Here is a 14,270-nt window from a genome sequence, read left to right on the forward strand (position 1 = left end):
TATGCCAGAACATGTATTGCGAGTAAGTGACTTAGAAACGTCCTTTACGCGTGATAAAAAGGAAATCAAGATTTTAAGAGGTGTCAATTTTTCCATCCGTAAAGGAGAGATATTAGGCTTAGTGGGAGAATCGGGTAGTGGAAAAAGCTTAACATCACTATCCATCATGCAATTATTCCATGGCACTACAGGCAAAATCGTCAATGGCTCTATACATTTTAATGGAGATGACTTGACGAAAATGCCCGAATCAGAAATTCGGAAGATTCGTGGCAAGCAAATGGCCATGATTTTTCAAGAACCTATGACTTCTTTAAATCCTGTCTTAAAAATAGGCAAGCAATTAATGGAAGCAATTGAGATGCATTTGAAGCTGCCGAAGAACGAAAGTAAGCATCATGCAATCCAAATGTTAAAAAGTGTGGGCATAGGAAGAGCCGAGGAAATCATTTATGAATATCCACATCAGCTATCAGGAGGAATGCGTCAGCGAGTAATGATTGCCATGGCTATGGCCTGCCATCCTAATTTACTCATTGCTGACGAACCAACCACTGCGCTTGATGTCACGATACAAGCTCAAATTTTAGAGCTAATGAAAAAGCTAAAGGAAGAAAATGAGACAGCTATTTTATTAATCACACATGATTTAGGTGTTGTTGCTGAAATGTGCGATAGGGTAGTTGTGATGTATGCAGGGCAGGTTGTAGAGGAAGCAGATGTCTTTGAGTTATTTGCTAGCCCAAAGCATCCCTATACAAAAGGTTTAATTGCATCTGTACCGAAAATTGGTGATAACAAAGAAGTATTAGATTCTATCAATGGTCAAGTGCCATCCCCGCAAAATATGCCGAATGGTTGTAAATTTGCTCCACGATGTAATCAAGCGATGTCTATATGCCATCAGGAGAGTCCACCGACAGTGAAAATTTCAGCTACACGGCAATGTAGCTGCTGGCTATATGCGAAAAAGGATGTGGAAGTAAATGCCTAACAGTATTTTAAAAGTGGAAAACTTAAAAAAAAGCTTTCAAATAGCGGGTGGGTTATTTCAAAAAAAGCAATATGTTAATGCGGTCATAGATGTTTCCTTTGAAATAGAAGAAGGTACGACATTTAGTTTAGTTGGCGAAAGTGGTTGTGGCAAATCTACTACTGGCCGGTTAATCACTAGATTAATAGCACCAACAAATGGAAGTATCGTTGTGGATGGAAAAGAAGTTGCAACTGCAAAGCAATCTGAATTAAAGCATTTAAGGCAAAATGTTCAAATGATTTTTCAAGACCCATATGCCTCATTGAATCCGAGAATGAAGGTAAAGGAGCTTGTTGGTGAGCCTTTAGAAATTCATACAAAACTTTCGAAAGCTGAGCGTGAAAAACTAGTGCTTGAAATGCTGGAAGTCGTTGGATTAAATGCTGAACATGCCGATCGCTATGCGCATGAGTTCAGTGGTGGACAAAGACAGCGTTTAGGTATTGCACGTGCTTTAATAACAAAACCAAAATTAATTATTGCTGATGAGCCTGTGTCTGCGTTGGATGTATCTATACAATCGCAAATATTGAATCTATTAAAGCAATTGCAGCAAGAATATAAAATATCTTATCTCTTTATTTCTCACGATTTAAGTGTTGTAGAACATATTAGCCATTATATAGGTGTCATGTATTTAGGTTCCATTGTAGAAATCGGGCGGAAAGAAACCATATTTAATGAACCAAAGCACCCTTATACACAGGCGCTTATTGCTTCCGTGCCGATAGCAGATCCAACATTACGAAAAAAGAAGATCGTTTTAACTGGTGATATTCCGAATCCTAAAAATCCGCCAAGTGGTTGTACCTTCCACACAAGGTGCCCCTTTGCATCAGATATATGTAAGCAAGCTATTCCGGAAATGAAAAAAATTAACGAAGAGCAAAGTGTCGCATGTCACTTTGTCAACTAATCGAGAGGGTGTATATAAATGAAAATAGGGTTAAGCACATATAGTATGGTCAAAAAAATGAGACAGGGGGAAATGAATGTTCTGGATGTTTTGCAATGGGTAGCAGACAATGGAGGGCAGCATGTAGAATTAGTGCCCTATGAATTTACTGTTGTAGATAACTATGAACTTGCAACACAAATTAAAGAAAAAGCAGCAGAGCTAGGATTAGAGCTATCGGCCTATTCGTTACCAGCTAACTTTATTCAGGATACGGAGGAAGCTTTTCTAGAAGAAGTTGAACGCTTAAAGAAACATGTTAATGTAGTACATCATATGGGCATTAATATTATGCGCCATGATGTTACTCTCTTTACTTTACCAAAGGAGCAGACAACCATTCATTATTACAATGAGCACTTTGAAGAAATGGTGAGAGGCTGTCAGTTGATTGCAGATTACGCGAAGCAATTTAATATTACAACAACGATTGAAAATCATGGCTTTAATGTTCAAACAAGTGATCGTGTACAACAATTAATTCATGCGGTAAACAGAGACAACTTTAAAACAACTTTAGATGTCGGGAATTTTTTATGTATTGATGAAGAACCTTTAATTGGTGTTATGAAAAACATTCCTTATGCTGCTACAGTGCATTTCAAAGATTTTTATATTCGTCCTTATTATGAAAATCCTGGTGAGGGCGAATGGTTCCGTACAGTTCATAACAATTACATCAGAGGAGCTATTGTCGGACATGGCGATATAAATATTCGCGAAATTATTAAGCTCGTAAAAGGCAGTGGATATGATGGCTATCTTACAGTGGAGTTTGAAGGGATGGAAGATTGTCAAGTTGGTTCAAAAATAGGAATGGATAATGTACGTCGTTTATGGGACGAATGCAAGCTCTAAAGGGGGAAAGCACATGAACAAGTTAAAGGTTTGTGTAATTGGCACAGGTTCTATTTCAGATTATCACTTAGGTTCCTATAAGAATAATCCATTTGTTGAATTATATGGCGTGTATGATGCTTCCATCGAACGAGGCAAAGCAAAAGCAGCACAATTTGGAGCAACGCATGTTTTTTCTTCGAAAGAAGAGCTATTCGCAGACAAAAATGTGGATGCTGTAAGTATTTGTACATGGAATAATACGCATGCAGAATTGGCCATTCTTGCTTTGGAAAATGACTTACATGTTCTAATAGAAAAGCCGCTATCCATGACTTATGCAGAGGCCCTAAAAATCCAACAGATTGCAGAAAAGCATCAGAAAGTATTTCAAGTGGGCTATGTAAGACGGTTTGCAACAAATACTAAAGTACTGAAAAGGTTCATCGACGATAACAAATTGGGCGATATTTATTATGCCAAAGCTTCCTGTCTTAGAAGATTAGGGAATCCAGGCGGCTGGTTTGCAGAAATCGATAAGTCTGGTGGCGGGCCTTTAATTGATCTAGGCGTACATGTGATTGATATTTGCTGGTATTTAATGGGTAGACCAAAGGTGAAGCGGATAACAGGTCATACCTACAATCAATTAGGAAATCGAAACCATATTGAAAATTTATCCTTTTACAAGGCTGCAGACTATGATGCTACTAAAAATACAGTAGAAGACTTAGCAAATGCTCTCATTACATTCGAGAATGGGGCGTCGCTAATGGTAGACGTTTCCTATACACTACATGCCATTAAAGATGAAATAAGTATTAAGCTTTATGGCACGAATGGTGGAGCAGAGCTAGAGCCTGAATTAAAAATTGTAAGTGAAGAGCATGATACGATTTTAAATATTCATCCTCAAATTAACGATTTAACATTTGATTTTGCGACAGCCTTTCAAAATGAAATCAATTCATTTGTTGATTGTTGCCTCCATCATTATGATTCTGTTGCACCTGTAGAGGATGGGGTAGAAATTATGAAAATCTTAGAAGGCATTTATATTTCTGCAACTGAAGGAAAGGAAGTTGTTTATTAAGATGGTGAAATTGGACAATAAAATTGGCGTGATAGTAGACAGCTTTCGATTGCCTATTCGTGAAGGTTTATTAAAAGCGAAAGAAGTTGGTGCACAAGGGGTACAGATGTATGCCGTTTCAGGTGAGTTGGACCCAGATAATTTAAATACTGCCCAAAGAGCAGAATTGAAGCAGTACATTTCAGAGTTAGGTCTAGAGATTTCCGCATTATGTGGAGATTTAGGTGGGCATGGCTTTCAAGACAAAACAGAAAATGCCTGGAAAATAAAAAAATCAAAAGAAATACTGCAATTAGCCAAGGACCTGGGAACATCCATCGTTACAACCCATATTGGTATTATTCCTGAAGATGAAAATGATCCAATCTATCAAACAATGCTGGAAGCCTGCGAAGAATTAGGGCAATATGCTACATCATTAGATGCTTATTTTGCAATTGAAACAGGGCCAGAAACAAGTAAAACATTAAAAGGATTTTTAGATAAGCTTTCAACGAATGGTGTATCGGTTAATTTTGACCCTGCCAATATGGTGATGGTAACAAAAGATGATCCTGTAGCTGGAGTCAAACGATTAAAGAAGTATATTGTACATACACATGTAAAGGATGGTATTCAACTGCAGCCAACGAATCCTAAAGATGTGTACGGGTACTTAGGATACGATTCTGGAACATCTCATGATAAAATAGAAGAAATGGTGGAAAATGGAGAGTTTTTCAGAGAACTTCCATTAGGTCATGGAGATGTCAATTTCGAGCTTTACTTTTCAGCTTTACAAGAAATCGGATACAATGGCTATTTAACTATTGAACGAGAAGTGAGATCAAATCCCGAAAAAGACATCAAAGAAGCTGTACAATTCATAGAAAAGTTTAAATAGGGGTTGAATCTAATTTGAAAAAGCAAGATCAAGTACAAATGAGAAGACAAAATAAATATATTGTGCTTGACGCAATAAGGCAGATGGCGCCAATTTCAAGAATTCAATTATCAAAATATACAAAAATGAGCCCTACGACCATTACTCGTATTGTGCAGGAGCTAGAAGCGGAAGGCTTTATTCTTGAAGGGGTATCGGAAGAAACAGCCATTGGTAGACGTCCTACGTTAATTCATATGCGCGAAGATGCATTATATACGATTGGGATAGAAATTGACTGTTTTACTATTCGAATAGGTATACTAGATTTCTTGGGGAAGCTTATTGCCTTTCAGGAAGTCAAATGTAGTATCAAGCATCAATACGAAGAAGCCATACATCTACTAAAACGATCTATAGAAAATATCATGACAGAATATCAGATTGCTCAGGATAAATTACTAGGCATTGGGATAGGGATTCCAGGAGTAATCAATAACGAGGAAGGAATTATCGTTTCCTCTGAGCAATTGAAGTGGGAAAACTGCCATATAAGAGAAGATTTAAATGGTGTTTTTGGTTGTGAGGTCATCGTAGATAATGAATTAAAAATGCAAATCATTGCTGAAATTGGTGATATCTATACGCCACTATATTCAAATTGTATTTTAGTCGGAATTGGAACGGGAATAGGAGCATCCATATTATTAAATGGAGAAGTGTATCGTGGCATTCAAAATAAAGCTGGAGAAATAAGTCATATAACGATTAATCCCTTTGGTGAAATGTGTCACTGTGGTAAAAGAGGATGCTTATCGATGTATGTTTCTGAAGTTACGCTGTTAAAAAGAACACCTAAAAATCTTAATATTCAATCAATAGAAGAGATTTTGCAGTGTGTTGATCAAGGAGAGCAATGGGCGATCGATATTCAACAAGATGTAGCTACTTTTCTAGCTATTGCTATCAATAATCTAGTTTGTTTATACGAACCAGAGGCTGTCATCGTCAGTGGGGAAATTATTGAGCATAATGTGTCATTTCAAAAACTACTTAGTGAAAAGTGTAAACAGTATATATGGAAGGAATTACAACCCTACTTTGATTTGCAGTTTTCAAATCAATTAAAAGAAGGGGTTGTTAAAGGAGCGGCATTACAAGCACAAAAGCAGTTGCTGTCTGTTTAAAGAAAGGTTGGTTGATTCGTGGCTTACTCAGAATTTTTAAAGGAGTATCGTTCAGGATTAATGGAAAATGTGCATTATGGACAAATGAGTGCTGTGAATCTAACGAAGGAAGAATTCGTCTCTGTAGGTCAAGATTATGAGCCTGTGTATTTTCGTTCTGCAGCAAAACCATTTCAAGCCATTCCCATTTTTATGACTGATTTTATAGAAAAATACGGGATTACTTCAAATGAAAGTGCATTATTTCTGGCTTCACAAAGAGGCGAAATTTATCATCAAGAGGCATTAGTCTCTTTGCTGGAAAAACTCCCTATTAATGAAAATGATTTAATATGTGCAGCATCCTATCCATTAAATGAGGAACCTAAAACACAATATATTCAACAGGGATATGAAAAGAGAAAACTATTTCATAATTGCGCGGGCAAGCATTTAGGATTCTTAACTGCCTGTCTAGCAAATGGCTATGATGTCAAGCAATATTGCCATCCAGAACATCCATTGCAGCAGATGATAAAAAAATACATTGCTTATTTAAGTGAATATGATGTGGAGAGTATTCGTACAGGGATTGATGGCTGTGGTGCGCCTGTTTTTGCGATTCCGCTAAAAAATATGGCAATTGCTTATTTAAAGCTAGCACGACCAGAATTGATTGATGATCAACTAATTCGTGAAGCAGTAATAAAGCTTACAGCAGTAATGAATCAAGAGAATCATATCATTGCAGCGCAAAACTTTATTTGTACGGCATTATTAAAGGACCCTAATATTGTGGCGAAGGGCGGAGCACAGGGCGTATACTGTTTTGCTCTAAGAAATGAAGGGCTAAGTTTTGCCTTGAAAATTATGAATGGCTCAGAAAGTCCGTGGCCCAATGTAATTGCTTCTGTATTGGAACAAATTCAGTATACAAATCAAGAAACAATTGAGCGTATTAAAGCATTGTCTCCTTCATTTGTGCGTAATGATGCAGGGGTTGAGGTCGGGGAAATTGTTTCTACAATTAAAATTGTATAGAGGTGAAGGTACTTGTATGTTTTGGCAATAGACGGTGGTGGAACGAAAACAATTGCGACAATCTCAACTTGTCGTGGACAAATTATGGCGCTAGCAGAAACGGGCAAAAGTAATCCCACATCTATGAGCTTCGAGCAATTTACAGAGACGATAACAGAATTAATAAATGATTTAAAAAGACAACAACCTCACGAATTTCAACACATTACAAAGTGCCATGCGGGACTGTCTGGTGTAACAGAAAATAATAATGAGAAAATTACCCATGCATTATTAACCTCGCTTTTACCGAAAGACTGTCAACTATCACTATCGAATGATGGGTTGAACGCGCTGTATGCGGGAACATTGGGTCAGCCTGGCATCGTACAGATTTCTGGTACGGGTGCGATTACACTCAGTATAGATTCATCTGAAAGAATTGAGCGTACAGCAGGGTGGGGTTATATTTTTGATGATGAGGGCAGTGGCTATGATATTGGCATTCGCACATTAAAAGCGGTGTTTAAAGCATTTGATAAAAGAGGTCCTGAAACGCTCCTAACAGCAGCAGTATTAGACTATTTTCAGTTACAATCCGTTCCGCAGATAATTGAAGTGGTATATGGTGAAGGTCATCCGCGTGATACAATATCTCCTTTAAGTAAGGTAGCAATCGAATGCGCTAAACGTGGTGATGGAGAAGCCAATACAATTATTGATCAAGTGTGCCATGTTTTATATCAAAGTATAGACGCTTGTTACAAAAAAAATCCGTTTGCAGATAACCGTGTCAAAGTAGTGCTAGCTGGTGGCGTTTTTAATGAGTTGAGGCTATTTATTGAAAAATTAGTCGCTATTGATAAAAAGAATAGTAATCAGTATGACTTCATGGGTGCTTATAGTTTACCAGTGGGTGGTGCTGCTTTAGCTGCATTAAAATTACCTAGTAATGAAGCTAAGCTATTTATCGATCAATATAATACAAGTATGAAGGCATTTTTAACGAATTAATCCCCCTTTAATCTAGCAAGTGGAGAATGGTATGTACCATCCTCTACTTGCATTTTGTTAGTCCCCTACTTTAAACATATATCCCTTGTAAGATTTATGTATGATCATGACGATTCCAATAAGCATAAAGTTGGATAATAACGAACTTCCCCCATAGCTTAAAAAGGGTAGGGTGACGCCTGTGACTGGTAAAAGCCCAATGGTCATGCCAATATTTTGAGTAATTTGGAAGGCTAGTAAGCTTGAAATACCTGCCCCCATTAAAGTCATAAAGGGATCTCGCGCTACTACCGTAATAAGAACAATACGATAGATAACAAAAAATAATAGAGTGATCACAAATGCTCCTCCGACAAAACCTAACTCTTCTGCAATAGTAGAGAATATAAAATCGGTATGTTTTTCTGGTACATAGACATTGTTATGTAGATAGCCCTTGCCCACAAACTCTCCTGATCCGATGGCCATAAAGCCTTGACGTACTTGAAAAGAAGAATCTGTATATTCATAAGGCTGAAGCCATCCATAAATTCTTGAAATCTGATGTCCTGATAGAGCACCTAAAACCTTCTCTGTAAAAAATTCATTAAAACTGACATAGAGCACGACAATCGTACTGATGATAACTAAAGGGACAGCTGTAAAAACGACAAGAAGCTTTCTATGAATACCTGAAAAGAAAATCATCGGTAAAATCATTGCCATATACAACATGACCATACCTGTATCGGGTTGCCTATAAACAAGAAGTGAAGGAGGAAGGACAATGAGCCCAATTTTTATAAGTAGCCAAAAATCTGCTAGATAAGAGGGGCGGACATTTTTCTCTTGATGAGCAATAATGACCTTACTCACAACTATTAAAAAAGCGAACTTTAAAAATTCCGATGGTTGGAGGGAACCTAAAAACGGGATTTGATACCATGATTTTGCTTGATTGATTGTCCGGGCAATGCTCTCTGGTGCAACAATAAGCCCAGCCGTTAAAGCAACGATTAGGAAGTAAAATGGCCATCCGATTCTCTTCAACTGTTCAATATCAAGTAAGGATATCCAAAACATGATGGTTAATCCTATGAGATAAAATAAAAATTGCTTGATAATAAAAGAGCTTGAATATTGTTCGAAATTTACACTACTCGAATGGACAAAAAGGCAACTAATACCACCGAGTAAAAGAAGACTGATTACTAAATTCCAGTCTAACTTCTTGAATTGCGTCAAATGTAACACCCCCATTCTCTATTATCAACGTTGGCAATGTATGGAAGGTTGCAAATGTTTATTCAAAAAGTAGTACGAATAAGAAGCAATAGTATGAATAGATTTGCAAGTTAAATTACCTAAATGGAACTAAAGGATGGGTATAAATTCTTAATATATCGATCAAAATTTACAAAAACATAACACTGGCTTTATATCTCTATACTATCATTATTGGTAAGAGTTGGAGGAGGAGCCAAGGATCATGCATTTTTTCCGTTTCGTTAAGGTGAAGGACAAGTTACTTGTACTCATGATTGTTTGTGTATTATCGAATGTATTGCTAGGTGTATTTAGTGTAGATTATTTAAGGAAAATGTCGTGGCATGCAAGTGAGAGTTACACACAGGGACTTGTCCCAATTGGATGGCTAAATGAGCTAGAAGAATCACAGCGTCGATTAGATTTTATAGTAGATTCGAAGGGTGACGATAAAGAAATGGCAGCCATTTTACAAAACATGGCACAGCCTTTAGAGCATCTAGATAGCCAAGAAATTGATAAAAAGATGAGTCATCAAATTAAGAAGTATAAGTCATTGCTGAAGAAGCAGGAAGAAGCCATTGAGGACTTTAAGCAATTGAACCGTGGTGAGCTAGATCAGTTTTATTTGCAAACTTTTTTACCAATTAGTCAGGAAAGTCATACATTATTAGAGGATACGCAAAATTATTTAGTTCAAAGAGCAAAAGACCAACAGCAGGCTTATCAAAAAGATGTGCAATTTGGCTACTGGTTACTAGGCGGTGTATGCTTAGCGGTTGTCTTGCTTGTAATCCTTATCGGATTTATCGCAACGAAGGCAGTCAATGTGCCAACACGTCAACTAAAGTCATTATTAAAACGTGCAGAACAGGGTGATTTCACTGCCAACGCAAGTTACGTGGCTCATGATGAGCTTGGTGAAGTAGTCCTGTCCTACAATCAAATGGTAACTGAAGTGAAACGCCTACTCCATACTGTTACTGACAGTGCCTATGAAGTAGAAGAAATGACAGGGAAATTGCAGAAATCCTCTGAGCAATCATCAACAACGACATTAAAAATAGCAAAGGATGTACAATCTATTTCCGAGTCAACGACCGCTTCTTCTAATAAATTAGCTTCGAATACGGCTTCCTTAGAGGAAGTTTTAAATGATGTACAGGTTATTTTAGAAAAGATTCAGGTTGTAGAAAGTTTTGCACAAAAAACAGCCAGAGATGCAGAAAGTGGAACAGAAATTGTACAGGCTAATTTAACGCAAATGCAAGCGATTAAGCAGGCGGTTGAAAGATCTAATACAGCAATTTTTAATCTAGTTGAGCGTGCAGCATCGATTGACCAAATGATTGAAGTAATAGAAAGAATAACAGCACAAACTAATTTACTAGCGTTAAACGCATCTATTGAAGCTGCAAGAGCAGGAGAGCATGGGAAAGGTTTTGCAGTAGTGGCTAATGAGGTACGTAAGCTTGCAGAGCAAACCGTTCAATCAACACAAACGATTACATCCATTGTACAGAACATCCATTTAGATTCGAGCTATGCGGTACAAATGATGGAAGGCGTTTTAGTGGCGACTGAAAAAGGTGTTGCTGTCACAGGACAAACGGCATCAAGTTTTGATCAAATCTTAGAAAAAGTACATACTATAAAGCCGTATATTATGGAAGTATCTGCTACGGTTCAAGAGATTGCCAATCATACAAAGACGGTAAGTGAGGATGCGGTTATGTTGACAGCTTTATCCGATACGAATGCCGTGTCTACTAAGCATGTAGCTGCATTAACAGCTGATCAATTAACAGCTCAGCAACAGTTCCATAATTATATTAAAGAATTGCGCAAAGTATCAAAAGTTTTGCAAATAGCTGTCAAACGTTTTTCGATATAATTTAATATTAAAGAATAATATCTAAAAAGAATCTTCTTTGCAAAAAATAGCAAAGAAGATTCTTTTTTTGCATGGTTACAAAACTAGTTTAAGAAAGTGTAAATACTGTGTGTTTTTGAGATGTACAATTGTGTTTTATATATTTTTGTAGCACAATATTTTTTATGTCCTCATATACTGAGAATAAGGGATTGTATGTTCCTTGTAAGGAATATTATTAATATAATTGTTGTATTTTCAAAACGAACACATTATAATGAATTTCATTGAAAGTGTTATTAAATCAATGTTTATCAATATATTTTTGTACTTTCCGAAAGTACAATTGTTCACATGTGGAGGTTTTGGGAAATGAAAAAGATTATTGTTACTGGAGCACTTGGTCAAATTGGTTCTGAGCTTGTAGAAAAACTTCGTGGTATTTATGGAGAGGACAATATACTTGCTACAGACATTAGAAAGCTTGAACATACTAAGGGCCCATTTGAAATATTGGACGTGACAGATGGACAAAGAATGCACGATTTAGCAAAGGACTTCGGTGCAGATACAATGATGCATTTAGCAGCATTATTATCAGCAACAGCAGAAAGAAATCCATTGTTAGCGTGGAATTTAAATATGGGCGGATTAATGAATGCATTGGAAGTTTCACGTGAGCTAAATATGCAATTTTTCACGCCAAGCTCAATTGGTGCGTTTGGTCCGTCTACACCTAAGGAAGATACACCACAGGATACTTTGCAACGACCAACAACCATGTATGGTGTAAATAAAGTAGCGGGTGAGTTATTATGCGATTATTATTTCAATCGTTTTGGTGTTGATACACGTGGAGTACGCTTCCCAGGATTAATTTCTTATGTAACACCTCCAGGTGGTGGTACAACAGATTATGCAGTAGAAATTTTCTATGAAGCCATCGAACAAGGCAAGTATACATCGTATATTCAAGAAGGAACGTTCATGGATATGATGTACATGCCAGATGCTCTACAAGCTATCGTAGATTTAATGGAAGCGGACGGTAGTAAGCTCGTTCATCGCAATGCTTTTAATATTACTGCTATGAGCTTTGAACCTTCGCAAATCGCGGCTGAAATCAAGAAACACTTACCAAATTTCACAATGAGCTATCAGGTAGATCCAGTTCGTCAAGCCATTGCAGATAGCTGGCCAAACTCTTTAAATATTGAAGCGGCTCAAAAAGAGTGGGGCTTCAAAGCAGAGTATGATTTAGCTAAAATGACGGTAGATATGTTAGAGAAATTGAAAATTAAACTGCATAAAAAAGCAATTTCATAATAGATAAGCAAAGGGTGAAGAACTAGACTTCATCCGTTTTTTTATATGTATATAAAAGAAAATTATTGGAATATATAGATTAAATTATGGAATTAAAATATAATAATATTCGGAATATTAATAGTATTCAGTTAAATTGATGCTGTGACGATTTCACAAGGGGAAAATTCACAAATGAAGGGATGATGGGTTTTATGATGCAAGCACCATTAGTTTTAACTAGTTTTTTCAAACGAGCAGAGAGCTATTTTGCAAGAAAATCAATTATTTCACGGACAAGCCCACACAAAATACACCGTTTAACATATGGACAGTGGGCAAAAAGAACGCGTCGTTTAGCAGATGCTCTTACGAGGCTTGGGATGACAAGAGGAACGAAAGTTGGCTCCTTTGCGTGGAACCAGCATCGGCATTTAGAAGCCTACTTTGCTGTACCTTGCTCAGGGGCAATCTTACACATGGTAAATATTCGTTTATCAGAAGAGCATTTGATCTATATTATTAATCATGCAGAAGATGAGATTTTAATGGTCGATGTAGATTTATTACCGATCATTGAAAATATTGCGCCAAAACTAAAGACAGTGAAACACTATATTGTTATGACGGATGATACAGCTTTGCCAAAGACCACATTACAAAATGTTTTATCTTATGAGGAGTTATTAGCTACTGCTGATGAAGAATTTCAATTTCCAGAGGATATTGATGAAGAAGCACCTGCTGGTATGTGCTATACAAGTGCCACGACAGGGAATCCAAAAGGAGTTGTCTATTCACATCGGGGGTTAGTATTACACAGCAACATGCTGAGTATGTCTGATTCTATGGGGATTGCAGAAAGAGATGTCGTGATGCCAATTGTGCCAATGTTTCATGCAAATGCATGGGGGTTACCTTTTGCTAGTGTCAATGTGGGTGCTACACAAGTTCTACCAGGTCCGCAATTTACATCAGCGTTAATAATGGATTTAATCGAACAAGAAAAGGTTACATTAACCGCTGGTGTACCAACAATTTGGATAGGCGCATTACAGGAGCAGGAAAAGAAAGAGCGAGATATTAGTTCTTTAAGAGCGATATGTTGTGGTGGCTCGGCTTCACCAACCCGACTCATTCGGACATTTGAGGAAAAATACGGAATTCCTTATATTGTTGTGTACGGCATGACAGAAACTACACCAATCGTGGCACTTTCCAACTATATGTCATGGATGGATGATTGGCCGATTGAAAAACGTATTGAAGCTCGAGCGATGCAAGGGATGACGATGGCAGGTATCGAATCTAGTATCATTAATGAGAAGGGTGAAGTACCTTGGGATGGCAACACAATGGGGGAATTGCGTTTAAGAGGTCCATGGATTTCTAACGAATACTATCGGGATGAACGAACAGCAGATGCCTATCGAGATGGCTGGTTATATACTGGTGATATTGCAGTACGAACAGAGGATGGCTTTATTAAAATTACGGATCGTACGAAGGATCTTATTAAATCAGGTGGCGAATGGATTTCCTCTGTTGATTTGGAAAATGCACTGATGACGCATGATGCGGTTTTAGAAGCGGCTGTCATTGCCATGCCTCATGCTAAATGGCAGGAGCGTCCATTAGCTTGTGTGGTATTGAAAGAGGGGCAATCAGTAACTGAACAAGAGCTTCTTGCCTTTTTAGAAAATCAATTTGCTAAATGGTGGGTACCAGATGCAGTCGTATTTTTAGAGGAAATTCCAAAGACATCTGTTGGAAAATTTCTGAAAGCAAAGCTGAGAGATAATGTAGCAGATATTTATCCTAGATCATTGGTATAGTTAAAAGAGCGATTTCCCTAAACGGAAGT

The 14,270-nt window shown here is 37.4% G+C and carries 12 protein-coding genes; 11 read left to right on the forward strand and 1 reads right to left on the reverse strand.

What is annotated here, in order from left to right:
- Position 1 precedes the first annotated feature (1 nt).
- Genes MHB65_RS02405 through MHB65_RS02440 form a run of 8 tightly spaced genes read left to right on the forward strand, consistent with a single transcriptional unit; the run spans position 2 to position 7,983 of the window.
- Entirely contained in the window at positions 2–994 is a 993-nt protein-coding gene (locus tag MHB65_RS02405; protein WP_205446716.1) for an ABC transporter ATP-binding protein, read from the forward strand.
- Positions 987–1,952 carry a dipeptide ABC transporter ATP-binding protein gene (locus MHB65_RS02410; protein ID WP_205446717.1) on the forward strand — a complete coding sequence of 322 codons (966 nt, stop codon included), beginning with the start codon at positions 987–989 and terminating at the stop codon, positions 1,950–1,952. Before MHB65_RS02405 ends, MHB65_RS02410 begins: the two co-directional genes overlap by 8 nt.
- An 18-nt stretch (positions 1,953–1,970) precedes the next feature.
- Positions 1,971–2,849 carry a sugar phosphate isomerase/epimerase gene (locus MHB65_RS02415; protein WP_342442387.1) on the forward strand — a complete coding sequence of 293 codons (879 nt, stop codon included), beginning with the start codon at positions 1,971–1,973 and terminating at the stop codon, positions 2,847–2,849.
- 13 nt (positions 2,850–2,862) lie between these two features.
- Positions 2,863–3,921 carry a Gfo/Idh/MocA family oxidoreductase gene (locus MHB65_RS02420; RefSeq protein WP_342442388.1) on the forward strand — a complete coding sequence of 353 codons (1,059 nt, stop codon included), beginning with the start codon at positions 2,863–2,865 and terminating at the stop codon, positions 3,919–3,921.
- A 1-nt stretch (position 3,922) separates the two neighbouring features.
- The gene (locus MHB65_RS02425) at positions 3,923–4,804 is read left to right on the forward strand and encodes a sugar phosphate isomerase/epimerase family protein (RefSeq protein WP_342443690.1); all 882 of its coding nucleotides are present in this window, start codon (positions 3,923–3,925) and stop codon (positions 4,802–4,804) included.
- Between the two features lie 14 nt (positions 4,805–4,818).
- Positions 4,819–5,970: an ROK family transcriptional regulator gene (locus MHB65_RS02430; protein ID WP_342442389.1), complete on the forward strand. Its 1,152-nt coding sequence runs from the start codon at positions 4,819–4,821 to the stop codon at positions 5,968–5,970.
- 18 nt (positions 5,971–5,988) lie between these two features.
- Positions 5,989–6,990, forward strand: coding sequence for an asparaginase (locus MHB65_RS02435; protein ID WP_342442390.1), 1,002 nt, complete (start codon positions 5,989–5,991; stop codon positions 6,988–6,990).
- Positions 6,991–7,002: 12 nt separating this feature from the next.
- Entirely contained in the window at positions 7,003–7,983 is a 981-nt protein-coding gene (locus MHB65_RS02440) for a BadF/BadG/BcrA/BcrD ATPase family protein (protein ID WP_205446722.1), read from the forward strand.
- A gap of 57 nt (positions 7,984–8,040) precedes the next feature.
- Here MHB65_RS02440 and MHB65_RS02445 read toward each other — a convergent pair whose 3' ends face one another.
- Positions 8,041–9,207 (reverse strand): FtsW/RodA/SpoVE family cell cycle protein, encoded by a 1,167-nt coding sequence (locus MHB65_RS02445; protein ID WP_342442391.1) that lies wholly within the window; start codon positions 9,205–9,207, stop codon positions 8,041–8,043.
- 244 nt (positions 9,208–9,451) lie between these two features.
- Between MHB65_RS02445 and MHB65_RS02450 the strand changes: the two genes are divergently transcribed.
- The 3 genes from MHB65_RS02450 (at position 9,452) to MHB65_RS02460 (ending at position 14,241) form a co-directional block, all read left to right on the forward strand.
- A complete protein-coding gene (locus tag MHB65_RS02450; protein ID WP_342442392.1) occupies positions 9,452–11,122 on the forward strand; it encodes a methyl-accepting chemotaxis protein in 1,671 nt (556 codons plus the stop codon).
- A 351-nt stretch (positions 11,123–11,473) separates the two neighbouring features.
- Positions 11,474–12,427, forward strand: coding sequence for an L-threonine 3-dehydrogenase (locus tag MHB65_RS02455; protein WP_004225462.1), 954 nt, complete (start codon positions 11,474–11,476; stop codon positions 12,425–12,427).
- A gap of 194 nt (positions 12,428–12,621) precedes the next feature.
- Positions 12,622–14,241, forward strand: coding sequence for a long-chain fatty acid--CoA ligase (locus tag MHB65_RS02460; RefSeq protein ID WP_342442393.1), 1,620 nt, complete (start codon positions 12,622–12,624; stop codon positions 14,239–14,241).
- Positions 14,242–14,270: the final 29 nt, after the last annotated feature.

This window comes from Lysinibacillus sp. FSL K6-0075 (assembly GCF_038592945.1).
Taxonomy (GTDB): domain Bacteria; phylum Bacillota; class Bacilli; order Bacillales_A; family Planococcaceae; genus Lysinibacillus; species Lysinibacillus fusiformis_F.